This is a genomic window from Planotetraspora phitsanulokensis (genome assembly GCF_016863295.1).
GTDB lineage: Bacteria > Actinomycetota > Actinomycetes > Streptosporangiales > Streptosporangiaceae > Planotetraspora > Planotetraspora phitsanulokensis.
In genome coordinates this window covers 58,631-84,045 of sequence record NZ_BOOP01000001.1, presented here as the reverse complement: position 1 = coordinate 84,045, position 25,415 = coordinate 58,631, and the positions used below count along the sequence as shown (strand labels likewise).

Annotated in this window: 22 protein-coding genes; 9 read left to right on the top strand and 13 right to left on the bottom strand. The window is 70.2% G+C overall.

The window, feature by feature from the left end; genetic code table 11:
* Window positions 1-74: 74 nt before the first annotated feature.
* Window positions 75-1,031: a LysR family transcriptional regulator gene (locus tag Pph01_RS00370; RefSeq protein WP_204070861.1), complete on the top strand. Its 957-nt coding sequence runs from the start codon at window positions 75-77 to the stop codon at window positions 1,029-1,031.
* Between the two features lie 6 nt (window positions 1,032-1,037).
* Here Pph01_RS00370 and Pph01_RS00365 read toward each other — a convergent pair whose 3' ends face one another.
* The 8 genes from Pph01_RS00365 to Pph01_RS00330 all read right to left on the bottom strand — a co-directional run bounded on the left by Pph01_RS00365 (window position 1,038) and on the right by Pph01_RS00330 (window position 9,418).
* The gene (locus tag Pph01_RS00365) at window positions 1,038-1,574 is read right to left on the bottom strand and encodes a hypothetical protein (RefSeq protein ID WP_204070860.1); all 537 of its coding nucleotides are present in this window, start codon (window positions 1,572-1,574) and stop codon (window positions 1,038-1,040) included.
* 5 nt (window positions 1,575-1,579) lie between these two features.
* On the bottom strand, window positions 1,580-2,782 hold the full coding sequence (locus Pph01_RS00360; RefSeq protein ID WP_204070859.1) for a vWA domain-containing protein: 1,203 nt from the start codon (window positions 2,780-2,782) through the stop codon (window positions 1,580-1,582).
* A gap of 63 nt (window positions 2,783-2,845) precedes the next feature.
* Complete coding sequence (locus Pph01_RS00355; RefSeq protein ID WP_204070858.1) at window positions 2,846-3,715, bottom strand: SRPBCC family protein; 870 nt, start codon at window positions 3,713-3,715, stop codon at window positions 2,846-2,848.
* A 122-nt stretch (window positions 3,716-3,837) separates the two neighbouring features.
* A complete protein-coding gene (locus tag Pph01_RS00350) occupies window positions 3,838-4,752 on the bottom strand; it encodes an AAA family ATPase (RefSeq protein ID WP_239116312.1) in 915 nt (304 codons plus the stop codon).
* Window positions 4,739-5,653: an XdhC family protein gene (locus tag Pph01_RS00345; protein WP_204070856.1), complete on the bottom strand. Its 915-nt coding sequence runs from the start codon at window positions 5,651-5,653 to the stop codon at window positions 4,739-4,741. The genes Pph01_RS00350 and Pph01_RS00345 overlap by 14 nt, the downstream gene beginning before the upstream one ends.
* A 15-nt stretch (window positions 5,654-5,668) precedes the next feature.
* Window positions 5,669-8,059 carry an aerobic carbon-monoxide dehydrogenase large subunit gene (locus tag Pph01_RS00340; RefSeq protein WP_204070855.1) on the bottom strand — a complete coding sequence of 797 codons (2,391 nt, stop codon included), beginning with the start codon at window positions 8,057-8,059 and terminating at the stop codon, window positions 5,669-5,671.
* Window positions 8,056-8,541: a (2Fe-2S)-binding protein gene (locus Pph01_RS00335; RefSeq protein WP_204070854.1), complete on the bottom strand. Its 486-nt coding sequence runs from the start codon at window positions 8,539-8,541 to the stop codon at window positions 8,056-8,058. The genes Pph01_RS00340 and Pph01_RS00335 overlap by 4 nt, the downstream gene beginning before the upstream one ends.
* 1 nt (window position 8,542) lies before the next feature.
* A complete protein-coding gene (locus Pph01_RS00330; RefSeq protein WP_204070853.1) occupies window positions 8,543-9,418 on the bottom strand; it encodes an FAD binding domain-containing protein in 876 nt (291 codons plus the stop codon).
* Window positions 9,419-9,551: 133 nt separating this feature from the next.
* On the opposite strand from Pph01_RS00330, the gene Pph01_RS00325 reads away from it, so the two are divergent.
* Window positions 9,552-10,244 (top strand): putative DNA-mimic protein, encoded by a 693-nt coding sequence (locus Pph01_RS00325; protein WP_204070852.1) that lies wholly within the window; start codon window positions 9,552-9,554, stop codon window positions 10,242-10,244.
* A 3-nt stretch (window positions 10,245-10,247) separates the two neighbouring features.
* Here the strand turns inward: Pph01_RS00325 and lepB are convergent, their stop codons facing one another.
* The gene (gene lepB, locus Pph01_RS00320) at window positions 10,248-10,784 is read right to left on the bottom strand and encodes a signal peptidase I (protein ID WP_204070851.1); all 537 of its coding nucleotides are present in this window, start codon (window positions 10,782-10,784) and stop codon (window positions 10,248-10,250) included.
* Window positions 10,785-10,872: 88 nt separating this feature from the next.
* On the opposite strand from lepB, the gene Pph01_RS00315 reads away from it, so the two are divergent.
* The 7 genes from Pph01_RS00315 (at window position 10,873) to Pph01_RS00285 (ending at window position 20,067) form a co-directional block, all read left to right on the top strand.
* Entirely contained in the window at window positions 10,873-11,625 is a 753-nt protein-coding gene (locus tag Pph01_RS00315) for an AAA family ATPase (RefSeq protein ID WP_239116311.1), read from the top strand.
* Window positions 11,626-12,403: 778 nt separating this feature from the next.
* Window positions 12,404-13,231, top strand: a complete 828-nt coding sequence (locus Pph01_RS00310) for an IclR family transcriptional regulator (protein ID WP_204070849.1) — start codon at window positions 12,404-12,406, stop codon at window positions 13,229-13,231.
* A 13-nt stretch (window positions 13,232-13,244) separates the two neighbouring features.
* The gene (locus Pph01_RS00305; protein ID WP_204070848.1) at window positions 13,245-14,654 is read left to right on the top strand and encodes an aldehyde dehydrogenase family protein; all 1,410 of its coding nucleotides are present in this window, start codon (window positions 13,245-13,247) and stop codon (window positions 14,652-14,654) included.
* Entirely contained in the window at window positions 14,651-16,138 is a 1,488-nt protein-coding gene (locus Pph01_RS00300) for a sugar ABC transporter ATP-binding protein (RefSeq protein ID WP_204070847.1), read from the top strand. Before Pph01_RS00305 ends, Pph01_RS00300 begins: the two co-directional genes overlap by 4 nt.
* Window positions 16,135-17,127: an ABC transporter permease gene (locus tag Pph01_RS00295; RefSeq protein WP_204070846.1), complete on the top strand. Its 993-nt coding sequence runs from the start codon at window positions 16,135-16,137 to the stop codon at window positions 17,125-17,127. The genes Pph01_RS00300 and Pph01_RS00295 overlap by 4 nt, the downstream gene beginning before the upstream one ends.
* 28 nt (window positions 17,128-17,155) lie before the next feature.
* Complete coding sequence (locus Pph01_RS00290) at window positions 17,156-18,133, top strand: substrate-binding domain-containing protein (protein WP_204070845.1); 978 nt, start codon at window positions 17,156-17,158, stop codon at window positions 18,131-18,133.
* Window positions 18,134-18,264: 131 nt separating this feature from the next.
* Entirely contained in the window at window positions 18,265-20,067 is a 1,803-nt protein-coding gene (locus Pph01_RS00285) for a discoidin domain-containing protein (protein WP_204070844.1), read from the top strand.
* A gap of 109 nt (window positions 20,068-20,176) precedes the next feature.
* Here Pph01_RS00285 and Pph01_RS00280 read toward each other — a convergent pair whose 3' ends face one another.
* The 4 genes from Pph01_RS00280 to Pph01_RS00265 form a co-directional block, all read right to left on the bottom strand.
* Window positions 20,177-21,190, bottom strand: a complete 1,014-nt coding sequence (locus tag Pph01_RS00280; RefSeq protein ID WP_204070843.1) for an ABC transporter permease — start codon at window positions 21,188-21,190, stop codon at window positions 20,177-20,179.
* On the bottom strand, window positions 21,187-22,683 hold the full coding sequence (locus tag Pph01_RS00275; protein WP_204070842.1) for a sugar ABC transporter ATP-binding protein: 1,497 nt from the start codon (window positions 22,681-22,683) through the stop codon (window positions 21,187-21,189). Before Pph01_RS00275 ends, Pph01_RS00280 begins: the two co-directional genes overlap by 4 nt.
* Window positions 22,683-23,729, bottom strand: a complete 1,047-nt coding sequence (locus Pph01_RS00270) for a sugar ABC transporter substrate-binding protein (protein ID WP_204070841.1) — start codon at window positions 23,727-23,729, stop codon at window positions 22,683-22,685. The genes Pph01_RS00275 and Pph01_RS00270 overlap by 1 nt, the downstream gene beginning before the upstream one ends.
* Before the next feature lie 153 nt (window positions 23,730-23,882).
* Window positions 23,883-25,169, bottom strand: coding sequence for an L-fuconate dehydratase (locus Pph01_RS00265; protein ID WP_204070840.1), 1,287 nt, complete (start codon window positions 25,167-25,169; stop codon window positions 23,883-23,885).
* Window positions 25,170-25,415 lie beyond the last annotated feature (246 nt).

Sequence of the window (25,415 nt, the reverse complement as noted above, 5' to 3'; positions counted from 1 at the left end):
GGCCCCTGGCGGGCGGCCGCGGAAAACGATCAGCCAGTAGAGCGCGGACCGCCGTACGACGTAGCGTTTGCCCCATGACGCCCACCCAGCTCCGCGCGTTCGCCGCCGTGGTCAGGCTCGGATCGGTCAAGCACGCGGCGGCGGAGCTCGAGGTGTCGGAAGCCGCCGTCTCCCTGCACGTCAGCCAGTTGCGCAAGGAACTGGGCGACCAGCTCTACGCACGGACCGCGTCCGGGCTGGCCTTCACTCCCGGCGGCCTGCGGCTCGCGAGCCGGGCGGCCGAGATGCTCAGCCTCCAGGAGCGCACGATCATCGAGGTCGGCCAGGCCTCACGGGGCAGGCGACTGCTGCGCATCGGCGCGTCGAGCCTGTTCGCCGAGCACGCGGCGCCCGGGCTGATCGGCCTGTTCGCCGGACGGGCCGCCGACCTCGACGTGGAGCTCAGCGTGCACGACCCGCGGAAGTTCGGCACCCTGCTGAACTCGCGGGCCGTCGACGTGGCCATCGGCCCGAACGCGGGGAACGCCGACGACTCGCTGGTCCGGCGGCCGTTCCTCAACTACCAGGTGATCGTGGTGGCCTCCCCCGACCATCCACTCGCCAAGACCGACGTCACCCCCCGCCGGCTGCGGGACGAGACGTGGCTGCTCGGGCCGTCGGCCGCGGTGGACATCGGCGCCATCCCCGCGGTTCTGCGCCGGATCAACGTCCCCGAGTCGCGCCAGCAGATCTTCCAGAGCCACGCGGCGGCTCTCGAGGAGGTCATGCGGGGCAACGGCGTCGCGCCGACGGTCTCCTTCGCGGTGTCCCGCGATCTGGCGAACGGCCGCCTCGTCCGGCTCGCCGGGCCGTCGCTCCGCTTCGACGGCTCCTGGGCCACGCTGACGCTCGATGAGCGCGGCGCCTCCACGGCGGCCGACGAGCTCGTCCGGTTCGTCACCACCCCGCGCGCCACGCAGGCCATGTTGCGCGGCCCCGGGGTCAACATCGGACGGTTCCGCCCGTCGATCCACGTCACGCTGTGGAGCTAGAACCCGTCAGCAGTCGAGTACGGGGGGATCGAGATTGAGGCCCCAGGCTCTGGCGACCACACGCGGGACGAACGAGACCGACGAGACGGTCCGAGTGCACCGGCTCCCGTCCCGGTCGCCCAGATACCGCCACGGGCGGTCGCCTTCCTGGCTCCAGAGATACTCTCGATCAAGTTGTGCGAACACGTAGCGTGTGTCGGTTTCCGGGGTCTCGCCGTAGACCACCCCGAAATAGATCGTGCCGCTCGTCGCCACGTCCACGGCTCCCTTCGCGGGTCCCGAGGGGTCGACGACCGCCCGCGCGGCGGCGCTCAGCTGGTCGCGCACCTCTCGGCCGATGGGAAGCGGGATCACGGTCCCCGCGGGGAAGCGTTGCTCCTCCGGCTCCCGCTCCTGCTCGTCCGGCGTCTTCTGCCCCGCCGGCGGGGAGGGCGGGGCGGAGAGGGTCGTCGCGCCAACGGACGCCTGGTCCGGGGAGGGGAGATACACCGCCAGCGTGAAGACGACGATGGCGCCGATCGCGCCGACCAGCCCTGCCATCACGGCCCTCAGCGGATCCGGGAGACCTCGTCGATCACCTGCCGCAAGGACCGGAAGGTGTCGGCGGGCAGCAGCCGGTCGCAGTACGGCAGGGCGGCCGCCATGCCCGCCACGGTCGGCTCGAAGCCGGGGGCGGAGGCCCGGGGGTTCATCCAGATCACGCGATGGGCGCGCCGGCGCAACCGAGCCATCCCGGCCGCCAGGGACTCCGGATCATCGCTGTCCCATCCGTCCGAACCGATGATCACGATGGCGCCGCGCAGCTTGGCCCCGTGGTGGGAGGCCAGCAGCGCGTGGACGTTCGCGGCGATCCGGGTCCCGCCGAACCGGTCGGCGACCTTCTCCGTGGCCTGTTCGACGGCGACGGCCGCCGACCGGTGCGTCAGCGCCGGGGTCAGGCGGGTCAGGGACGTCGCGAACGCGAACACCTCCGCGCCGGCGACCAGCGCCAGAGCACGCATCATGTGGAGGTAGGCCGCCGCCTGCGCCTGCATCGACTGGCTGACGTCGCACAGCATGACGACCCGGCGCGGTTTGTCGACGGGCCGCTCCCGCACCAGGTGGAACGGCTCCCATCCGGTGCGGCGGGACCGCTCGGCCGTGGCGCGCACCGAGACGCGGCGTCCCCGGGGACCCGTCGCCGTCCGCCTGCTGCGCCTGGTGGGCCAGGCCGCCACGGCCGCCCGCAGCCACTCGCCGAGCACCTCGGCCGCCCGCTCGTCGAGCTGTTCGAACGGCACGTCGGCGAGCCCCTCGACGTCGCTGGGGAGCCGTTCGGGCACGGCCTGGGCGGTGAAGGCCGTCTCGGCCTCGGCGGTCACCGGCGGCAACGTCACCCACGGCAGCCCGCCCCCGCCTTCGACCTCGGCGGACGGCGCGGGGACGGGGGCGAAGGCGTCGTCACCACCGGGCTCGGGGACCCTGCGCCGCCGCGCGTTCGGGTCGAGCGCCGTCACCACCCCGCCGAACACGGCCGCGAACACGGCGTCGAAGGCCTCCAGCTCCGTGTGCCGCCGGACGAACGTGATGCGCGCCGTCCAGTAAAGGTCCGAAACGGAGTCCGGCGGCGAGACCTCGAGCCCGCGGACGAAGTCTTCCGTCGCCGTGAACCCCACCGGGACGCCCCGTCGCCGGAGACGGTCCGCCAGCGCGACGGCGAGCGCCGCGCGGTCGACGCCGGGCAACAGGCCGGCCCGCCGGTCAGCGGGCATGACGCGCCGGTTCGCGCACCGCCTTCGACGCGGCGCCGTACGGCTCGGGCCCGCCCGGCGGGTTCACGAGACGAGGAGATAGACGGCGACGACCACGACAATGATGAGCACGACGAGCACGGGAATCGCCCGCTTGTAGAGCGACCCGCCCGCCACGCTCATCACGTCGAGCGGCTCCGGTTCCGGCGCGACCACCCGCCTGGCGGTCGTCCCGGGTTCCGCGCCCGCCGCGCCGGAGTCCGAGCTCCCGGGAGCCGTGCCCGTTCGCTCCGGCTCGCCGGACGGGGCGCCGGCGGGCGGCGTGGCCGAACCCTCAGCGGGCCGCCCCTCAGCGGGCCGCCCCTCGGCAGGCCCTCCCTCGGCGATCTGTCCCTCGGCAGGCCGGCCCTCGGTGGCCTGCCCCGTGCCGAGCTCTAGCGGCGCGCCCTCCGCGGAGACGGTCTCCGCTGCTGCCGGGATGCCCTCCGAATCGGCCGAGGCCGTGGAGAGGTCGGTGGCGAGCTTGTCCTCTAGCCGCTCGACGAACTGGCCGAGCAGCTTCTGCGACACCTCCTTGATCATCCCGCTGCCGAACTGCGCGATCCTGCCGGAGATCTTCAGATCGGTGTCGACGGTGACGACGGTCTGCTCGCCCTGGGCCGTGAGCTGGGCGGTGATGACCGCCGCCGCGGTTCCCGCACCCCGCGAGTCGCGCCCCTTGGCGTCGATCACGGCGTGGTGGCCGGCGTCGTCCTTCTCGGCGAACCGGACGGTCCCGGCGTACTCGGACACGACCGGGCCGACCTTGACCTTCACCTTCCCGGAGTAGACCCCGCCGTCCACGCCGGTCAGCTGGGCTCCGGGCATGCAGGGCGCGACGGCCTCGAGATCGGTCAGCACCGCCCACGCCCGCTCGATCGGAACGCTGACGGTGAAGTCATGGGCAATCTTCATGAGCAGCTCTCCCTGTGCCTTCTCCCGGCATCTCCTGTGAGTCCTCTCCCGCGACGCCCGTCCCGGATCCGCCCCGTCCGGATCCGCCACGTCCGGATCCGCCCCGTCCGATGCGCCGTCGCTCAGGCGGTCGCGCCACGGGCCCCTCCCACCAGTTGGTCGAGCGCACCGGTGATCGTCTCCCGATCGTCCGGAGTCTTGGCGACGGCGCTGAGCGTCCGGACGACGTCCTCCCGGACCAGTTCGGTGGCCCCGAGCGCGGACAGGGCCGAGACCCAGTCGATGGCCTCCGCCATGCCCGGCGCCTTGTCGAGGTCGTAGCCGCGCACCCGGCCGACGAACTCGGCGGCCGACCTGATCAGCGGCTCGTTCGCGGCGGGCACGGAACGCCGGAGGATCTCCACCGTCCGCTCCGGCGACGGGAAGTCGATCCAGTGGTACAGGCAACGCCGCCGGAGCGCGTCATGCAGGTCCCTGCTGCGGTTGGAGGTCAAAACGACGATCGGCGGACGCTTCGCGGTGAACGTGCCGAGTTCGGGGATCGTGATCGCGGACTCGCCGAGGAACTCGAACAACAGCGCCTCGAACTCGTCGTCGGCCCGGTCGATCTCGTCGATGAGCAGCACCGGCGGGACCGGCCCGTCATGCCTGACCGCCCGCAGGATCGGCCGCTCCTGCAGGAACTCCGCGGTGAACAGGTCGGCGTCCCTGAGCCTGTCCTGCCGCGACTCGGCGAGCCGGATGGCGAGCAGCTGGCGCTGGTGGTTCCACTCGTAGAGCGCCTCGCCGACCGTCAGCCCCTCGTAGCACTGCAGCCGGATCAGCGGCGTGTCGAGGGCGCGGGCCAGCGCCTTGGCCGCCGTCGTCTTCCCCACACCCGGCTCACCCTCGAGCAGGAGCGGCCTGCCGAGGCTGAGCGCGAGGAACAGGGCCGACGCCGTGCCCTCGTCGACGAGGTACCCGACCTCGTCGAGCCGCCGCCTGATGTCGGCGGTGTCGCCGACGACGCGATCCCCCACGTCCCTACCGCCCGCCACCGGACGACGCGTACCGGTCGCGGCAACCGGTGCCGCAGAACCACACGTGCTCGCCATCGGCGACCAGGTGCGGCGTGTCCGCGGCGATCGTCACGGTCATGCCGCAGACCGGATCGACCACCTGCGTGCCGTACGCGGGCCCGGGCTCCAGCGCCTCCGCCTGACCGCCCCTGTGGGCGGGGGCGAGCCCCTGGGTCCGGACGGCGGCGACGATCTCCGCCAGGACCGACAGCGCGATCTCCTGCGCGGTCCGGGCGCCGATCCTGAGACCGACGGGCGTGTGAATCCGCCGGCGCTCGGCCTCGCTCAGCCCCATCTCCGCGAGCACGGCCGCGCCGCGCCTGCTGCTGGCCACCAGCCCGACGAAGCCGACCCCGGCGTCCAGGGCCGCGCGGACGGCCGGGATCTCATCGCGTCCGTGACTCGACACCACGACCGCGGTCGCGCCGGCGGGCCCCCGCTCATCCCGGGTCCTCCGTACGGAGAAGTCCAGCGAGCGCGCGAGCGCGGCGAGCGCCTCGGCGATGGGCGAGTCGCCGACGACCCAGAGCACCGGCGGCGGCAACTGGGGCTGGAGGAAGATCTCCAGGGCGCCTCCGGACAGACAGGGGTTGACCACGATCCGGGCCCCCGGGGACTCGGGAAAGTCCAGATCATCCTCGGGAAGCACCCTCAGCAGCACGGATTGCCCGTCCTGGAGCGCGCCGAGAGCCGCCGTCCGTACGGAACTCTCGGCGCACTGGCCGCCGACGAACCCCTCGATGGAGCCGTCGGGCAGGACGATCGCGTCGTCGCCCGCGCTCACGGCCGTCGGGAACTGGGCGCGGACCACGACCGCGTGGACGAAGGGAACCCGGTCGTCGGTCAGTTCCTTCATCCGAGCGGAAATGGTGGGGGCCATCGGTGCTCCGCCCGGTCAGACCGGCGGCCGCGGCACGCCGCGCATGGCGTCCCACACCCGGGAGGGGGTGAGCGGCATGTCGGCGTGGCGGATGCCGAAGGGTTTGAGCGCGTCGACGACCGCGTTGACGATCGCCGGTGGGGAGCCGACGGTGGCGGACTCCCCGACGCCCTTCGCGCCGATCGGGTGATGCGGCGACGGCGTCACGGTGAAGCCGGTCTCCCAGTCCGGCACCTCGAGCGCGGTCGGGATGAGGTAGTCCATCAGGGATCCGCCCAGGCAGTTGCCGTCCTCGTCGAAGGCGATCATCTCCATGAGCGCCATGCCCACGCCGTCGGTCAGGCCGCGGTGCACCTGTCCCTCGATGATCATCGGGTTGATGCGGGTGCCGCAGTCGTCCACCGCGACGAACCGGCGGACCTTGACCTGGGCTGTGCCGGGATCGATGTCGACGACGCAGATGTAGGCCCCGTGCGGGTAGGTGAGGTTCTCGGGGTTGTAGCAGATCTGCGCCTCCAGCCCGCCCTCGATCCCCTCGGGCAGGTCGCCCGCGCCGTGCGCCCTCATCGCGATGTCCTGGATGGTGACGGACTTCTCCGGGTCGCCCTTGACGTGGAAGGCGCCCTTCACCCACTCGAGGTCGGCGACCGACACCTCCAGCATGCCGGAGGCGATGATCCGCGCCTTGTCGCGCACCTTGCGCGCGACCAGGGCGGCCGCCGCGCCGGACACCGGGGTGGATCGGCTGCCGTACGTGCCCAGGCCGAACGGGGTCTGGTCGGTGTCGCCGTGCACGACGTCGATGTCGGCGGGCGGGATGCCGATCTCCTCCGCGACGATCTGCGCGAACGTCGTCTCGTGTCCCTGGCCCTGCGACTGCACCGAGAGCCGCACGACCGCCTTGCCGGTCGGATGCACCCGCAGCTCGCATCCGTCGGCCATGCCGAGGCCCAGGATGTCCATGTCCTTGCGGGGACCGGCACCCACCGCCTCGGTGAAGAACGAGACGCCGATGCCCATCAGCTCGCCGCGGGCGCGCCGCTCGACCTGCTCCCTGCGCAGCTCCTCGTACCCGGCGAGCTCCAGCGCCTTGCGCATGGTGGGCTCGTAGTCGCCCGAGTCGTACACCCACCCGGTCTTGGTCCGGTACGGGAACTGGTCGGGCTGGATGAAGTTCTTGATGCGCAGCTCGACCGGGTCCATCTCGAGCTCGTACGCCAGGCAGTCGACGATGCGCTCGATGAGGTAGACCGCCTCGGTGATGCGGAACGAGCACGCGTAGGCCACGCCGCCCGGCGCCTTGTTGGTGTAGACGGCCGTCATCTTGCAGTACGCGGCCTGCAGGTCGTAGCTGCCGGTGAAGACGCCGAAGAACCCGGCGGGGTACTTGACCGGGGCGGCGACCCCGTTGAAGGCTCCGTGGTCGGCGAGCACGTTGGTGCGGACGGCCAGGATCCTCCCGTCCCTGGTGGCCGCGATCTCACCCCGCATGATGTAGTCGCGGGCGAAGCCCGTGCTCGTGAGGTTCTCCGAGCGGTCCTCCATCCACTTCACCGGCTTGCCCGTGACGATCGATCCGACGATCGCGCAGACGTACCCGGGATAGATCGGGACCTTGCCCCCGAAGCCTCCGCCGATGTCGGGCGATATGACCCTGATCTTGTGCTCGGGCAGCCCGGCGACGATCGCGTACAACGTCCGGTGGGCGTGGGGCGCCTGGCTCGTGGACCACAACGTCAGCCGGCTGTCGATGCGGTCGTACTCGGCGACGCAGCCGCACGTCTCCATGGGGGCGGGATGCACACGGGGGTAGACGATGTCCTCGCTGACGACGACGTCCGCGCTCGCGAACACCGCCTCGGTGGCCGCCTCGTCACCGGTCTCCCAGTCGAAGATGTGGTTGTTCTGCTTTCCGTCCAGGTCGTCGCGGATCACCGGCGCGCTCGGGTCGAGGGCCGTGCGGACGTCGACCACGGGGTCGAGCACGTCGTACTCGACGTCGATCAGCTCGAGCGCGTCGCGCGCGGCGTAACGGTCCTCCGCCACGACGAACGCGACCTCCTGCCCCTGGAAGCGCACCTTGTCCGTCGCGAGCACGGCCTGCACGTCGCCCGACAACGTGGGCATCCACGCCAGGCCCAGCTCCGTCAGCGCGGCCCCGGTGACGACCGCCTTGACCTTGGGATGCGCCTCGGCCGCGCTGGTGTCGATGCTCACGATCCTCGCGTGCGCCACGGGAGAGCGCAGGATCGCGCAGTGCAGCATGCCCGGCAGCTGCACGTCGTCGACGTAGTTGCCCCTGCCGCGGATGAACCTCGGGTCCTCCTTGCGGAGCATCCGGCCGTGGCCGATCGGCTTGTGGTCGTTGTTCTCGAATCCGGCCGGCCGTTCGTCGGTGGTGGTCATGACGCACCTCCAGCGGGTGTGCTCGCCTCGTGCGCGGCCGCCCACTTCACCGAGCGGACGATGGTGGCGTAGCCGGTGCACCGGCAGATCTGCCCGGAGATGGCCTCGCGGATCTCCTCCTCCGACGGATCCGGATTGCGGTCGAGCAGGGCCCGGGCCGTCATCATCATGCCGGGGGTGCAGAATCCGCACTGCAGGCCGTGGCACTCCATGAAGCCGCGCTGCACGGGATCGAGCTCACCACCCCGCTCGAGGTCCTCCACCGTGCGCACCTCGTGGCCTCCGGCCATCGCGGCGAGCACGGTGCACGACTTGACCGGCTCTCCGTCGAGCCACACCACGCAGGTGCCGCAGTTGCTCGTGTCGCATCCCCAGTGGGTGCCGGTCAGGCCGAGATGGTCGCGCAGGAAGTGCACGAGGAGCAGCCGGCCCTCGATCTCCCTGGTGACTTCCTCACCGTTGACGATCATGGAAACCTGCATGTCAGCCCCTCTCGTTGATCCGGGCGACGGACCGGCGCAGGGCGCGGCCGGTGAGCTCCTTGGCGAGGTGCCGCTTGTAGTCGGCGCTGCCGCGCATGTCGGTGACGGGGCTGCAGTTCTCGGCCGCGAGGGTGCCCGCCTGCTCGTAGAGCTCCTCCGACGGCTCCCTGCCGCGCAGGGCGTCCGACACCGCCGGCAGACCCGTCGTGTTCGGCCCGACCGCCGCCAGACCGACCCGCGCGTCGGCGATCAGCCCGCCGTCGAGCCACACCGCGGCTCCCGCGGACACGATCGCCCAGTCCCCCGCGCGGCGCTCGACCTTCTCGTACGCGCTGGACCCGCCTGGCCGTACCGGGATGCGGATCTCGACGAGCATCTCGGCGTCCTCGACGGCCGTCTCGTACGGCCCGCGGTAGAACTCCTCCATCGTCACGACCCGCTCCCCCGCGCCGCCCCGGATGACGCAGCTCGCCCCGAGGGTGGTGCAGACGGCCGACAGGTCCTCGGACGGATCGGCCTGGCACAGCGAGCCGCCCAGGGTGCCGCGGTTGCGGACGACCGGGTCGGCGATGACGCGCTCGGCGTCCCGGAAGACGGGGAACACCTCGGCGAGCTCGCCGGACTCGAGGAGCTCCCGGTGCCGGGTCATCGCCCCGATGCGGACCTCTGCCTGCTCGACCCGGATGTACCCGAGTTCGCCGTGGAGGTCGTTGATGTCGATCAGGTACTCCGGGCTCGCCAGCCGGAGCTTCATCATGGGGAGCAGGCTGTGGCCGCCCGCGACGATGCGGGCGGCGCCTCCCAGCCGCTCCAGCAGACCGATGGCGTGATCGACGCTGGTCGCGCGCTCGTACTCCACCGGCGCGGGAACCTGCATGGCGGACCCCCTGTGACTTGTGGGTGGTCGGCCAAGTGGACTCCCGTGCGGCGGCACTGTCAACGGGCACCTAAGGATTCACTTAATCCGGTGCGGGCCCGATTTGTCGGTGGCCTCGGCCATGATCTGCGCCATGGGACTGGACGTGTTCGTCGGCATCCTCACTTATCTGGACGACGAGGAGGGCATCGACCACTATCGGGGCGAGCTCGCCATGGTCACGGCGACGCTGAAGGCGGCCGGCCTCCCCGCTTGGCACGAGCCGGCCGTCGATCCGGCGGGCGCTTTCGAAGAGCAGATGTACGGGTACAGCGGCCTTCACTACCTGCGCAGGCTCGCCGTGCACGTCGCCGCCACAGGCGTGCTGCCGCCCCCGGGCGGCGAGGACGCGAGCCACGACCCCCTCCTACTGCAGGCATACGAGGGAGACCCGTCTCACGCGGTCGTGGTCGCGGACACCGTGACCGTCGTCGGCTCTCCGGAAGCCGCCCGCGGCGGTTTCGACCACCTTGTGCACCACAGCGACGCCGAGGGGTACTACGTTCCCCTCGACTTCCAGCCGGTGATCATCGGTGAACGGGTCGTCGGCGATTACCTCGGCTCGTCCCATCGGCTGCTGGACGAATGTCTCCGGCTCGCGCGCCTGCTCGAGCTTCCCGACGACCTGGACCCGTGGTCGGACGCCGTGTGCGACGCCGCGGAGGGCGACGTCAGCGACCCCTCGGCAGGGTGGCAGCGCTACGGAGTGGAGTCGTTCACCTGTCTGCGGCTGATCGCCGCCGCCCGTACGTCGATCAGAACAGGGGCTGCGCTCACGTTCGCGTAGGCGTCATCCCGCCTGATCGGGCACGTCGACGACGCCGACGACGTCCGACAGCGGAATCGTGCCCTTGTCCGCGTCGGCCTGGTGGGCGCGCGAATCGATGGCCACGTCGCGGTTGTCCGCCATGATCCACAGATGCCCGGGCTGCACGGTGACGTCGAACGCGGCGGCGGACGCCTTCGCCGACGCGATGTACGGCTCATCGAGCGGCCTGCCGTCCAGATCGAGATGCCCTGCGTCGTCACAACACCGCACGTCGACGCCCGGCGTGCCGATCACTCGGGCGATGTGCGTCTCACCCGGGATGGCGGGTGCCCAGAACGGCGGGGCCTTGTAGATGATGACGTCCCCTTCGTGGGGCGCGTAGCCGCCGTCTGTGAGGCGCGCGACGACGTGGTCGCCCTTCTTGATCGTCGGCTCCATCGAGATGCTGGGAATATCGAACGCCTCTCGTCCCGTCAGCCGGTAGGCGACGCCGCACCCGGAGACGGATACGGCTGTCAGCGCCGTGAGGAGGAGGACGCACAATCCGCGAAGGTTCACGCGGGGCATTATCGAGGTCCGGGCGCGCCGCCGGACGCGGGTCCCCTGATCCTCGGCAGCCCGCCGCGGCGTGGCTATCCTCGTGACGGTGAAGGGCGCCGGATTCATCCGCGACATCCGTCTGGACACAGGACGGATTCACGAGGGCTACCCCTTCGACCTGCCCGTGGTCGCCTGGCTGGCACGGTCTCCCGGCCTGGAGGTCTCACCCGCCGTCACGTTCCTGGTCGGCGAGAACGGCTCGGGCAAGTCGACACTCGTCGAGGCCGTCGCCGTGGCCTGCGGCTTCAACGCGGAGGGCGGCTCGCAGTCCTTCCAGTTCGCGACACGGGCCAGCGAATCGCGACTCGCGGACCATCTCGTCGTCGGCTGGGGGCTGAGGAAACCCCGGACCGGATACTTCCTGCGCGCCGAGTCCTACTACAACGTCGCGACGGAGATCGAGCGCCTCGACGAGATCGGCCCGGTACCGCTGCTGCCGTCGTACGGCGGCGTATCCCCCCATGAGCGCTCTCATGGCGAGTCGTTCCTCGATCTGGTCACCCATCGATTCGGGCCGCAGGGCCTGTACATCCTCGACGAGCCCGAGGCCGCGCTCTCGGTACGCGGCTGCATGGCCGTACTGGCAAGGATCGCCGACCTGGTTCGCCAGGGTTCGCAGTTCGTCATCGCGACCCACTCCCCGATCCTGCTGGCCCTTCCCGGTGCCACGATCCTGCAGTTGGACGGTGAAGGAATCGCGCCGGTCGTCTACGACGAGTCGCTGCCCGTCACGCTGACCCGCGACTTCCTCGCCGCTCCCGACCGCTACCTCCGCCACCTGCTCGCCGAGGGCCTCTGAGCCTCTTCAGCCCAGATCGTCATATGCGCCGGCGAGCCCGCCGGCGGCATGTCCATCAGGTCGTCAGCGCTTCGCGAACGGCTTCACGTGCCCGGTGAAGCTCTGCACGCAGCTCGGGTTCGCACGCCTCAGCGATCTCTCGCAACTCCGGAAAGCGGCTCTCCCACACGTCTCGGTAGGCGGGACCGAGAAGCCTGCGCAGTTTGGGCCAGACGTCCATCAGATGTCCGGTAGACGGACCAGCACAGGTGAATCGGCAGGGAGACCACGCCCTCAGTTGGGCCGTGCAGTGCCGCCAGAGACTCCGGAACCCTGTCAGGAAGATCGGCGTATCGGCTGGGCAACGGCATGGCCATGTCGCCCATTATGCCCTCGCCGAATCAGATCTTCCTCTTGATCGACAACTTGCGGATGATCTCGAGCCGAAAGCGCGGCACCATTTATCGAATTTAGTGGTCGGCCATAAACCATACGTTCCGAGGGTAATTATCCAGCAGCACAGAGGACGGTCGATTTCATCAACGCACTCGCCATGACAGATCGTACATAGCGACATAATTCAGTCGCTTGGAGAAATTCGGCCCACCATGTGGACGGGTCGGATCGCATATCTCCGCACGACATCGTCCCCCCAGCTCAGCAGGCCTGTACGGCACCGCCGGCGACACCCCTCATATCCGGTCGAATACCCCCGCCATCAAAGGGTTGACATGACCGATTCCGGGTGTAACCATCGCAAAATATTCCAGAAATATGAAAATGGATTCGAGTTACTCGAATGAAGAGCGGGCGGAAATCCTCGAGTGTCGACAAGGCCTTCGAGCTCATCAATGCCGTGTCGGAAGCCGGCCCGGCCGGCGTCTCGCTGGGTGAGCTCGCCGGGCAGGCCCGCATCGCGGTCAGCACGGCGCACAGATATGTGACGTCGCTGCTCGAGCTGGGCGTGCTCGACCGCGACGCGGCGGGCTCGTACCACCTGGGCGTCACGCTGATCACGCTCGCGGGTCAGTACCTCGAAGAGGACGGCCTGCGTGCGGCGGCCCGGCCGTACCTGGTCGAGCTGGTCGAGCTGAGCGGCGAGACGGTCCATCTGGGCGTCCCGGTCGGCGATCAGATCGTCTACGTCGACAAGGTCGAGAGCGCCAAGTCCGTCCGGCTGGTCTCCCGGATCGGCAGCACGTCGCCGCTGCACAGCACCGCGATGGGCAAGGCCGTCCTGTCCCTCGACGAGCGGCGGGCCGAGGAGATCCTGGCCGGCCCGCTGGAACGGCGTACCCCGAGGACGCTCACCGGCGACGCCCTGCTCGCCGAGCTGCGCGTCGTGCGCGAGCGCGGCTACGCGATCGACGACGAGGAGAACGAGGAGGGCGTGCGCTGCGTGGGGCTGCCCCTCATGAACGCCTCCGGCCAGCCCGTGGGCGCGTTCAGCGTCTCGGCCCCCGCCAACCGGTTCAGCCTCGACGACTGCCATCGCCTGGCGCCGACCGCGCTCGCCATGGCCGCCGACATCAGCCGCCGGATCGGCTACGTGATCCCCCGGCACACCAAAGCAGACGCCAGAACAGGCACCAGAACACCCAACGGACGAGACAGCACACTCATCTGAGGAGTCGACCAGGATGTCCCAATCGTCAGCGGGGCCGGCCATCACCGTCCGCAATCCCGGCACAGGACGAGCACTCGGGGAAGTGGAGGCCATGACCCCGGAGGCGGTGGCCGGGGTCGTCGGCGACGCCCAGGAGGGGCAGCGCGCGATGGCCGCCATGCCCGCCCACGAGCGTGCCGCCCTGTTGTTCCGGGTGGCCGGCCTCATCGAGGCGGAACAGGAGAGCCTCGCCACGTTGCTCGCCGAGGAGAACGGCAAGCCGGTGCAGCAGACGAGGGGCGAGGTCGAGGCCGCGGTCCGGATCTTCCGGGGATATGCGGGCGAGGCCACCCGGCTGTTCGGACGGCAGATCCCACTCGACGCCGTGCCGGGCCTGGAGCGGCACCTGGCGGTGACCATGCGCGAGCCGCTGGGCGTGGTGGCGGCACTCGTGCCGTTCAACTACCCCGTCGAGCTCTACGCGCACAAGGCGGCCGCGGCGCTCGCGGCCGGGAACGCCGTCGTGGTCCAGCCGCCCGCGCACTGCCCGCTCGCGCTGATCCGGGTGGCCGAGCTCGTGGAGCAGGCGGGGGCGCCACCGCACGCCCACCGGCTCGTCACCGGCCGGGTGGAGGTGTCCCAGGCTCTGGCGGAGTCGCCCGGCGTCGCGGCGGTGAGCCTCACCGGCAGCACCCACGCCGGTCGCGAGATCGCCCGCCTGGCGTCGGGCACGCTGAAGAAGGTCTTCCTGGAACTCGGCGGCAACGACGCGCTCATCGTCTGCGACGACGCCGACGTCGACGAGGCCGCCCAGGCGGTCGTCCTCGGCCGGCTCGCCCGCGGCAACGGCCAGATCTGCTGCGCGGTCAAGCGGGTCTACGTGCAGGACGGCGTGCACGACGCCTTCGTCGCCTCGCTGCTCGCCCAGACCGCGAAGCTCACGGTGGGCGACCAGTTGCTCAAGTCGACCGACGTCGGCCCTCTGATCACCGAGGAGGCGGCCGAACGTGTGGAGGCCGCGGTCGGCAGGCTCGTCGAGGACGGCGCGCGGCTCGTCGCGGGCGGCGCCAGGCGCGGGGCGTTCGTCGACCCCTCCGTGCTGGTGGACGTCCCCGCGGCCAGCCCGGCGTTCGCCGAGGAGATCTTCGGCCCGGTGGCGCCCGTCGCCCGCTTCGCCGATCCCGCCGAGGCGGTGCGGATGGCCAACGAGTCGCCGTACGGCCTGCACGCCGCGGTGTTCACCCGGGACGTCTCCCGGGCGTTCACCCTGGCCAGACACCTCGACGTGGGCGGCGTGGTCATCAACGGCTCGACCGCGCTGCGCGCGGAGAACCTGCCGTTCGGCGGCACCAAGGACACCGGCGGCCACCGCGAGGGTCTGCACGAGACGGTCCTCGACTTCACCAGGCAGAAGACGGTGCTCGTGATGGAGGCGTTCGGATGACCCTCGAGCTCCGGGGCGTGCGCAAGGACTACGGCGGCGTCGAGGTGCTGCACGGGGTCGACCTCGTGGGACGTCCCGGTGAGGTGCTCGCCGTGGTCGGCGCGAACGGGGCCGGCAAGTCGACGCTCATCAAGATCCTCTCGGGTGCGCAGCCCATGAGCGCGGGCGAGATGCGGCTGAACGGCGAGGCGGTGGAGTTGCGGACCCCGCACGACGCGCACGCCCGCGGCATCCGCACCGTCTACCAGGAGCTGTCCATCGTCCCCGGCCTCTCGGTCACCGAGAACCTGCTGATGGGGAGCTTTCCGAAGCGGCGCGGGCTGATCGACTGGACGGCGGCGCACGCCCGCGCGAAGGAGCTGCTCGACGGCATCGGGTTCGGCGCGATCGACCCGCGTTCCCTCGCCGGGCGGCTGTCGGTGGCCAGGCAGCAGATGGTGGAGATCGCGAAGGCCCTGGTCGCCGAGCCCCGGGTGCTGGTGCTCGACGAGCCGTCCGCCGTACTCGCGGGAAGCGACCTCGAGTCGCTGTTCGCGCTCGTCCGGCGGCTGCGCGAGCGCGGAGTGCTCGTGATCTACGTCTCCCACCGGCTCGCCGAGGTGATGGAGCTGGCGACGACCATCGTCGTCGTCAAGGACGGCCGCGTGATCGCGACGACCGAGCCCTCGCGGACCAGCGAGAGCGAGCTGATCGGCCTCATGGCGGGACGGCGGCTGGAGCAGATCTACCCCGACCGCCGCGCCGATCCCGGCGAGGTCAGGCTGAGCGTCCACGGACTCACCCGCCGGGGTGAGTTCGAGGACGTCTCCTTCGCCCTGCGCGCCGGGGAGATCGTGGGACTGTTCGGCCTGGTCGGCTCCGGCCGCAGCGAGCTGGCCCGCTGCGTGTTCGGCGCCGAGCCCGCGACGTCCGGCCAGGTGAAGATCGCGGGCGGGGACGTGCGGTTCCGCGCGCCGTCCGACGCGATCGCGGCCGGGCTCGCGCTGGTGACCGAGGACCGCAAGCGCACGGGCCTGGTCGGCGGCATGAGCGTGCTGGACAACATCGGCCTCACCACGATGTACGGCATGCGGCGCGGCCCGCTGATCGACGCCGCGCGGCGACGCGAGCGGGTCGGCGAGATGATCGAGCGGCTGAGCATCCAGCCGGAACACTGCGCCTCGATGCGCGTCGTCAACCTCAGCGGCGGCAACCAGCAGAAGGCCGTCCTGGCCAAGTGGCTGCTGGCCGAGCCCCGGGTGCTCATCCTCGACGAGCCGACGCGAGGCGTGGACATGTCGACCCGGATCGCGATCTACCGCATGATCGACGATCTCGCCCGCGGCGGCCTCGCCGTCCTGCTCATCTCCTCCGACCTCACCGAGGTGCTGGGCGCCACCGACCGGATCCTCGTGATGAACCAGGGCCGCGTCACCGGCGAGCTGCGCTCGGACCGGACCACCGAGGACGAGATCCTCGCGCACGCGATTGGACAGGCCGCATGACCGGGCAGCTCACCGAGCCGGCGCTCACTCCGACCGACCCCCGCAGGCTCCCCCGCCTGGTCCTCGCCGGACGCGACATCACGGTGGCGACCGCGTTCGTCGCGCTCATCGCCCTGCTCGTGGTGGTGGCCGCGCTGACGGCGGACACGTTCCTCACCCCGACCAACCTGACGAACCTGCTCAAGCAGATGGTGACGACCGGCCTGCTGTCGTTCGGGATGCTGGTCGTCATCCTCACCGGCGGCATCGACCTGTCGGTGGGCTCCATCGTGGCCTTCTCCGGCATCGTCACCGCCGGGCTCGTCTCCGGCCTTCCGATCCCGGTCGCCATGGCGGTGGGCGTCGTGTCGGGCATCGGCTTCGGCCTGGTCAACGGCGCGCTGATCGCGAGGTTCGAGCTGGCGCCGTTCGTCGTCACACTGGCCGCGCTGACGACGATCCGCGGGCTCGCCTTCGTCTACTCCGAGGTGCCCATCGCCCCCGAGGACCCGGGGTTCTTCACGCTCGGCTCGGCGACGTTGGGGCCCGTGCCGGTGAGCACCCTCATCATGCTCGCCGTCTTCGCCGTGGGAGGCGTCTTCCTCACCCGCACTCCACCGGGCCGATCCATCGTGGCGATCGGCGGCAACGCCGAGACCGTACGGCTCGCCGGCATCAACGTGCGCCGGCACGTGGTGCTGGCCTACACCATCAGCGGCGCGTGCGCCGGGCTGGCGGGCGTGGTCCTGGCCAGCCGGGTGGGCATCGCCCAGCCCAGCGTGGGCGTGGCGTTCGAGCTCGACGCGATCGCCGCCTGCGTCATCGGCGGCGCGAGCCTGGCGGGCGGGCGCGGTTCCGTGCGCGCCACGTTCGGCGGCGTGCTCGTGCTCGTGCTGATCAACAACCTGCTCAACCTGTACGGCGTGCAGAGCTTCTGGCAGCAGGTCCTCAAGGGACTGATCATCATCGCCGTCATCCTCGTCCAGCGCACCAACCGGGTGCGCTCCTGATAAGTCACCACCAATGGGAGGCCCTTGCATGAACGGGAAGAAACTCAGCGGTCTGCTGGTCGCCGGCGTTCTCGCCGTCGGGCTGGCCGGCTGCTCATCCGGGTCCGGCGAGACCGGCGCAGCCGGCGGCGACGGCTCCTACACGATCGGCGTGGCCAACTTCACGCTCGGCGGGCCCTACTTCAGCGGCATGGACAAGGCGATCGCCGCGGAGGCCAAGAAGAAGGGCAAGATCGAGATCATCAGCACCGACGCCAACGGGGACGCGGCCAAGCTCGCCTCCAACGTCGAGGACCTGCTGAGCAAGAACGTCGACGCGGTGATCATCTCCGGCGGTCCGCTCGAGTCGGCGCCCGCGGCGCTCAACGCCATCAAGTCGGCGGGCAAGCCGGTGGTCCTGGTGGACCGCAAGTTCCAGACCGGCGAGTACACAAGCTGGATCGGCCCGGACAACGAGGCGATCGGCCGGCAGAACGGCGACTTCCTCGCGCAGAAGCTGCCCGACGGCGGCAAGGTCGCCATCATCAAGGGCGGCCCCGCCGACAACAGCATCGGCCTGGCCCGCACGAACGGTGTCAAGTCGGTGCTCCAGGGCAAGGCCGGCATCACCCTGGTCGAGGCTCCCGACTTCGGGAACTGGGGGTCCGACGGCGGGCTGACCGTGATGGAGAGCCTGCTGGCGACCGACTCCGACCTGAAGGCCGTCTTCTGCGAGAACGACGCGATGTGCCTGGGCGCCCAGCGCGCGATCGCGGACGCCGGCAAGGCCGATCAGATCATCATCGCCGGAGTGGACGGGCAGGCAGAGGCGCTCAAGGCGATCCTGGACGGCACCAACTACTTGGTGACCGGCCTCAACGACGCCGACGTGATCGGCGCGATGGGGCTCGACCGCGCGGTGGAGATCCTGAGCGGGGCCACGGTCGAGAAGGACACCGTGGTGCCCTCTCCGATGATCACCAAGGAGAACGCGGCCCAGTACCAGAACCCCGACGGAAGTTTCTGACAGACGGCCCGCGGTCAGGTGGCGTGCGGCGACGCCACCCCCGACCGGCCGCATCCCGCCTCCTGGCGTCACGCAGGAGCGACACTCCCCCACCGAAGGGCAGCACCATGGGAAGGAAAGCCAGGAGGGTCGTGCGCGCGACGGCCTTCGCCGCGACCGCCTCCACCGTCATCAGCCTCGCGACGTTCGCCGCGGGCGTCCCCGCCTCGGCCGACGACCCCACCCGCCCGGGGTGGACCCTGCTCTACTCGGAGGACTTCTCCGCACCGCTCACCGGCGCCGGCGCCCCGTGGGTCAAGGAGACCTACAGCCGGCCGTTCGACACGATCATGGACGACTCGGGGCTGTGGTACCAGAACGACTACGGCCCGGCGTGGAACACCGCCTTCAACTCCTTCGCGACCTACCGCAAGGAGTTCACCCTCGGCCAGAACGGCTGGCTGACGGCCTCGTTGTCGGCCCGAGACTTCAACAAGGACGGCGTGCTGGAGTCGCCGCCGTCGATCACCACCCAGGCGCTCGGCAACGAGCACGTCGCCGTGCTGAACGTGCCGGAGTCCACCGGTGGCGCCATCTTCCGCCCCACCAGCAAGCTGCCCGAGCAGTACCGCATCGAGTACAAGCTCAAGACCATCGACTTCGGCGGCAAGCGCAACGGCACGATCAACTACGGCGGCAGGATCAACGGGTACTCCGCCCAGGGCTGTAAGACCCAGCACCCCTGGGGTGAGGGGTCCCGGTCCCCCGGCTGGACGGGCGACGCGTCGGTGCCCTACTGCCAGTGGCAGAACGTCAGGGAGGGGACCTACGGCTACAACGGCTACCACTTCCTGTCGATCGTCGACTTCGCCGACCCCGCGCCGCGCAACAACCATTTCTGGCACTACCACCGCAAGGTGCTGATGGACGCCTTCTCCCAGCACCCCGACCGGGTCGGGACCGGCACCGGCGGCCGGGTCTGCAACTCGGCGAACAACACCTACTACAACTACCGCGACAGCAGCTTCAACACGGTCAACATGTGGATCAGCGGGCTGCCCAACTGGCGTCCCGGTCCCGGCGGCCTGGCGGGCAACTCCCAGTGGTTCATGACGAGCTGCTCGAACGGCGTCGCCGAGCAGCAGCTGTCGTCGGCCGCCGAGCTGCAGCCCGAGCTCATGCCGAACCAGTTCTACACGTTCGCGATCGAGCGGGACGCCACCGGCTACACGCTGGAGGCCAGCGGCAACTTCGCCAGGGCGGGCCAGAAGACGTTGCGCTTCCACCGGAACTTCATCGTCGGCAACGACCCCATCTGGCACTACAACGTCAAGCCGGGTGAGTACGACGGCCGTTACAACGCGAGCCTCGTGCAGAACGACGCTCACGGCAGCACGACGTGGCCGGACCAGTGGCCGGCGGGTTCGCAGTACCCCGACTACTTCGTCATCGGCGACCTCTACACCAACGTCTACGAGGGCAGCGCGAGCCTGACCGACATCCGGCTGTACGTGCCGTCGCAGCCGTCCACGACCAACCTCGCGCTGAACAGGCCGGCCACCGCCGACAGCCAGTGCGCGGCGGCGGAGGCCCCGGCCAAGGCCGTCAACGGCAGCTGGACGGGCGGCACGTCCGACAAGTGGTGCTCGCTCGGCGCGAGCAAGTGGCTGCGGGTCGACCTGCAGTCGACCACCAAGGTGGGGCGGCTGGTCGTACGCCACTCCGGCGCCGGAGGTGAGAAGGCGGCCTGGAACACCCGCGACTTCGACCTTCAGACGAGTGTCAACGACACGACCTGGACGACGGTGGCGTCGGTGCGGGGCAACACCTCGGACGTCACCACGCACACGTTCACGCCCGTCGACGCGCGATACCTGCGCGTCAACGTGATCACCCCGACCAACGACACCGACAAGGCGGCCCGGATCTTCGAACTGGAGGCCTACGCCTCCTGACGGCCGTCCCGGCTGCCCGTGCCAAACGACGAGGGCACCGGCGCCTCGACCGGCGCCGGTGCCCTTCCGCCTGTACGGCCGGCGCCCCGATCGCGGCGCCGCGTCGGGATCAATCTTGCGCCTTGCCTCCGGCCAGGCGACTGATCATGAGCGCCACCAGGATGATGCCGCCGTAGACGAGCTGCTTCCACTCGCCGGGGACACCCTTGAGTGTGAGGATGTTCTCCACCAGGCCGATGACCAGCACACCGGTCAGGGCGCCGAGGATCGTGCCCTTCCCGCCGTCCATGCTGACCCCGCCGATCACGGCCGCGGCGAAGACCATGAAGATCCAGCCGTTGCCCTGGTTGGCGCTGATGCCGCCGAGCCGTCCGGTCTCCAGCAGGCCCGCGAGGGCCGCCAGCGTGCCGGCGATCACGAAGACCACCCAGGTCACCCGCTCGACCCGGATGCCCGCCGCCCTGGCCGCGTCGGCGTTGCCGCCGATCGCGTACAACGAGCGGCCCACCCGGAAATAGCGGAGCGCGACGATGCCGCCGACGAAGAGCACGGCGGTGATCCAGATGGCCGCCGGGACGCCGAGCCAGGTGGCGCTGCCGAGATAAAGGAACGACTGCGGCAGGGCGAAGAGGCTCTTGCCTCCGGTGATGCCGGTCTGGAGACCGCGCACGACGATCAGCATCGCCAGCGTGACGATGAACGCCGACAACTGGAAGCGCAGGATGAGGAAGCCGTTGAAGGCGCCGACCGCGGCGCCGATCAGCAGGCACAACGGGATCGCCAGCGCCACGGGGAGCTCGATGCCGAAGCCGCCGGCCGTCGTCGGGACGACCAGCATCACCGCGAGGGCCGGAGCCAGACCGACTGTGGACTCCAGCGACAGGTCGAACTTCCCGGCGATGAGGATCAGCGCCTCGGCGAGCACCACGAGGGCGAGCGCCGACTGCTGCTGGAGCACGTTGGTCAGGTTGCCGGTCGTCAGGAAGACCGGGTCGATGATCGCGCCCACGACGAGCAGCAGGACGATCACCGGCACCAGCGTGAGGTCCCGGAACCTGCCGAGTCGCAAGCCCACCCCGCGTGACCCGACTGCCAGGGAGTCGGGCACGGCCGATTCGGTCATGAGTCGATACCTTCCATTGCCGCCACGAGGTCGTTCTCACTCCAGCCTCGCGGCACGTCCTTGACCACCCTGCCGTGGAACATCACCAGGACCCGGTCGCAGATCCGCAGGTCGTCCAGCTCGTCGGAGACCAGCAGGACGCCCGTTCCGCTCTCCGTCGCGTCCTCGACCGCACCCAGCAGGGACTGCTTGGCCTTGACGTCGACGCCGGCGGTCGGGTTGATCACGACGAGCGCGACCGGGTTGTCCGCCAGCGCGCGGGCGAGCACGACCTTCTGCGCGTTGCCGCCGGACAGGTCTCCCACCGGCTGGTCGGGCCCGGTGGTCTTGATGTCGAGATCCTTGATCATCGTCGTGGCCCTGTCCCGGCGCCGCTCGGAGGAGATCGTGCCGAACCTGCCCAGCTTGTGCGCGATGGGCATGGTCGCGTTCTCCGCGATCGACAACAACGGGACGAAGCCCTCGTGGTGGCGGTCCTGCGGGACGAACCCGAGGCCCGCCTTCAGCGCGGCGGACACGTCTCCGGGGCGGACGGCCGTTCCGTTGATCGTGACGTCGCCGCCGTCCGGCTTGCGCAGGCCCACCAGCGTCTCCGCCAGGCCGACCTTCCCGCTGCTGCCGGAGCCCGCCAGCCCGACGATCTCCCCCGAGCGCACGGCGAGGTCGATGTCCTCGTAACGGTCCTTCAGCCGCAGTCCGGACGCGGAGAGCACGACCTTCGCCGTGTCGCCGATCTCCCGGGCCTTCGACTCGTACGCCTGGGTCTCCTCGCCGGTCATCGCCTTGACCAGCTCGTCGTGCGGGAGATCGGCCACCGCTGCGGTGACGACGTGCCGGGCGTCGCGGAAGACCGTGACGCTCTGGCAGACCTGGTAGACCTCCTCCAGGTGGTGCGAGATGAACATCATCGTCACGCCCTGGCTCCGCAGGTCGCGCATCCGCTCGAAGAGCCGCTCGATGGCCGGGCCGTCGAGCTGGGCCGTGGGCTCGTCGAGGATGATGAACCTCGCGCCGAAGGACAGCGCCCTGGCGATCTCCACCAGTTGCCGTTCCTCGACGTTGAGATCTCCCGCGAGGGAGTCGGCGTCCACCGCCACGCCGTACTGGTCGAGCAGTTGCCGGGCGCGGGCGCGCAGGGCGCGCCAGTTGATCGGGCCGCGCTCGGTCTGCCGGTTGATGAAGAGGTTCTCGGCGACGGTCAGGGAGGGGATGATCGTCGACTTCTGGTACACACACGCGACACGGCGCCGCCAGGCGTCCCTGTCGGTCAGCGGCGGCGCCGGCTCGCCCGCGAAGAGCACCTCACCGAGGTCGGCGCGCTGGAGCCCCGTCAGGATCGAGACGAGGGTCGACTTGCCCGCGCCGTTCCGGCCCACCAGCGCGTGGGTCTCTCCGGGGGTGATCACGATTCCGGCGTCGTTGAGGGCGACGGTGGGGCCGAAGCGCTTGGTGATGCCACGCGCTTCGACCGCCGCCGGTTCAGTAACTGTCATTACTTGACCTGGTTGCCCCAGAGCGCGGGGTCGTCCACGTTGTCCTTGGTCACGAGCGGAGCCGGAAGCTGGTCCTCGAGGCCGTTGGGCAGCTGGATGATCGTGCTGTCGTGGTCCGTCGGGCCGGGCTGGAAGGTCTTGCCCTCGACCGCGGCCTTGGCGTAGAAGAGCGCGTACTTGGCGTACAGGTCGGCCGGCTGCGAGACGGTGGCGTCGATCGAGCCGTCACGGATCGCGGCGAACTCCTGCGGGATGCCGTCGTTGGAGATGACGAAGATGTGCTTGGGGTCCGTCGGCGGGACGATCAGGTTCTTGGCCTTCAGCACCTGCAGGGTCGGGGCCAGGTGCACACCGCCCGCGTGCATGTAGATGCCCTTGATGTCCGGGTTCTGCTCGAGGCGGGTCTGGAGCATGGACGCGGCCTTGGTGCCGTCCCACTCCGTGGGCTCCTCGAAGACGGTGATCCCGGGGAACTTGGTCTTCATGCACTCGCGGAACGCCTCGGCGCGGTCACGGCCGTTGATCGAGGAAAGGGCGCCCATGAGCTCGACGATCTTGCCCTTGCCGCCGAGCTTGTCGCCGAGGAACTCGCACGCCTTCTGGCCGTACGCCCGGTTGTCGGCGCGGACGACCATGTAGACCTTGCCGGTGTCCGGCCGGGTGTCCACCGAGACGACGGGGATCTTCTTGCTGTCGAGCGACTGCAGGGTCGAGGCGATCGCGCCGGTGTCCTGCGGAGCCATCACGATGGCCTTGGCACCCTGGCTGACGAGCGCCTGGGTGTTCGCCACGACCTTGGCGATGTCGTTCTGCGAGTTGGTCGGCGGCATCAGGTCGACGCCGAGCTCCTTGGCCATCTCCGGGACGTACTTGTTGTAGGAGTTCCAGAAGTCGGAGTCGGCGCGGGGGAAGTCGACGCCGATCTTGCCGCCCGCGGCCGCGGTCGAGCCGCCGCCTGAGGACGCCGGGGTGTCGGAGGTCGAGCCGCATGCGGCGAGCGCGAGCGCGAGGGCGGCGACGCCCGCCGCGCTGAGGAAATGTCTCATGCCATCTGGCCTTTCATGACGTGGGGGGTAGAAGGCGGGGACACGAGGTGTCCTCGCCCGCGGCCGGTCAGGTGCCTGGATGGCACCGACAAGCAGGCCGGCCGGCGTGACCGTGCGGGGTCGCGTCCAGCCGGAGAACACGACTCGCCGAACTCACCCATCGGCTCCCCTCCAGACGGGACCGTCGGGGTAGGAGAATTCGGCGATCGACTCGGGGCGCATCGTGGAGCCGAAGCCCGGCGCGGCGGGCGCGGCGTATCTGCCGCCCCGGATGACGACGGGGTCCACGAAGTGCTCGTGCAGATGGTCGACGTACTCGATGACCCGGCCCTCCATGGACCCGCTCACCGCGACATAGTCGAACATCGCCAGGTGCTGGACCAGTTCGCACAGGCCGACTCCCCCGGCGTGCGGGCAGACCGGCACGCCGAACTTGGCGGCGAGGAGCAGGATCGCGAGGTTCTCGTTCACCCCGCCGACCCTGGCCGCGTCGAGCTGGAGGTAGGAGACCGCGCCCGCCTGGAGCAGCTGCTTGAAGACCATGCGGTTCTGCACGTGCTCGCCGGTGGCGACCGGGATGGGCGCGATCCTGCGCGCGATGGCGGCGTGACCGAGGACGTCGTCGGGGCTGGTCGGCTCCTCGACCCACCACGGGTCGAACTCGGCCAGCGCCTCGACCCACTGGACGGCCGTGTCCACGTCCCAGCGCTGGTTGGCGTCGACGGCGATGGGGAATCCGACGCCGCACACCTCGCGGGCGACCCGCATGCGGCGGATGTCGTCGTCGAGGTCGGCGCCGACCTTCAGCTTGATCTGTGTGAAGCCGTCGGCCAGGGCCTCCTTGCACAGGCGGCGCAGCTTGTCGTCGTCGTAGCCGAGCCAGCCGGGCGAGGTCGCGTAGGCGGGATAGCCGTCCGCCTGGAGACGGGCGATCCGCTCCTGCCGGCCGGGCTCGGCCTTGCGGAGGATCTCCAGCGCCTCGCCGGGGGTGAGCGCGTCGGTGATGTAACGGAAGTCGACGAGCTCGACGATCTCCTCGGGCGACAACTCGCCCAGCAGCAGCCAGAGCGGCTTGCCCTCCCGCTTGGCCTTGAGGTCCCACAGGGCGTTGACGACCGCGGAGATCGCCATGTGCATGACGCCCTTCTCCGGGCCGAGCCAGCGCAGCTGCGAGTCGCCCACCATGCCGCGCGACAGCGCGCCGATGTCGGAGCAGTCCCGCCCCACCACGTAGGGCTCGAGGGCTCTGATCGCGGCCGTCTGCACGTCGTTGCCGCGGCCGATCGTGAAGGCGAACCCGTGCCCCTCGTGACCGTCCTCGGTCCGGAGCACCACGTAGGCGGCGGAGTAGTCGGGATCGGGGTTCATGGCGTCGGAGCCGTCCCGCTCCCGCGACGTGGGGAAGCGGACGTCGTACGTCTCCAGGGAGGTGATCTTCACGCCCGTCCCGCCGTCCGGACGGCGACGGACTCGTGGGAGCGATCCATCCGACCAATGGACGCCGTCACCTTCATCCCGAAGGACGCCTTTGGGTTATTCTCCCCGAAAGAGGCACCCACGAGGGCTTCCGCATGATCGACGAGGCTAGCAGGGCGGGCGGCCGGTGCCACCGGCACCGGAGAACTCGCCGCACGGCGGTGATCGAGCTGCGAGAAGCCGATGGACGTGGCCGAGCGTGGATGGGCG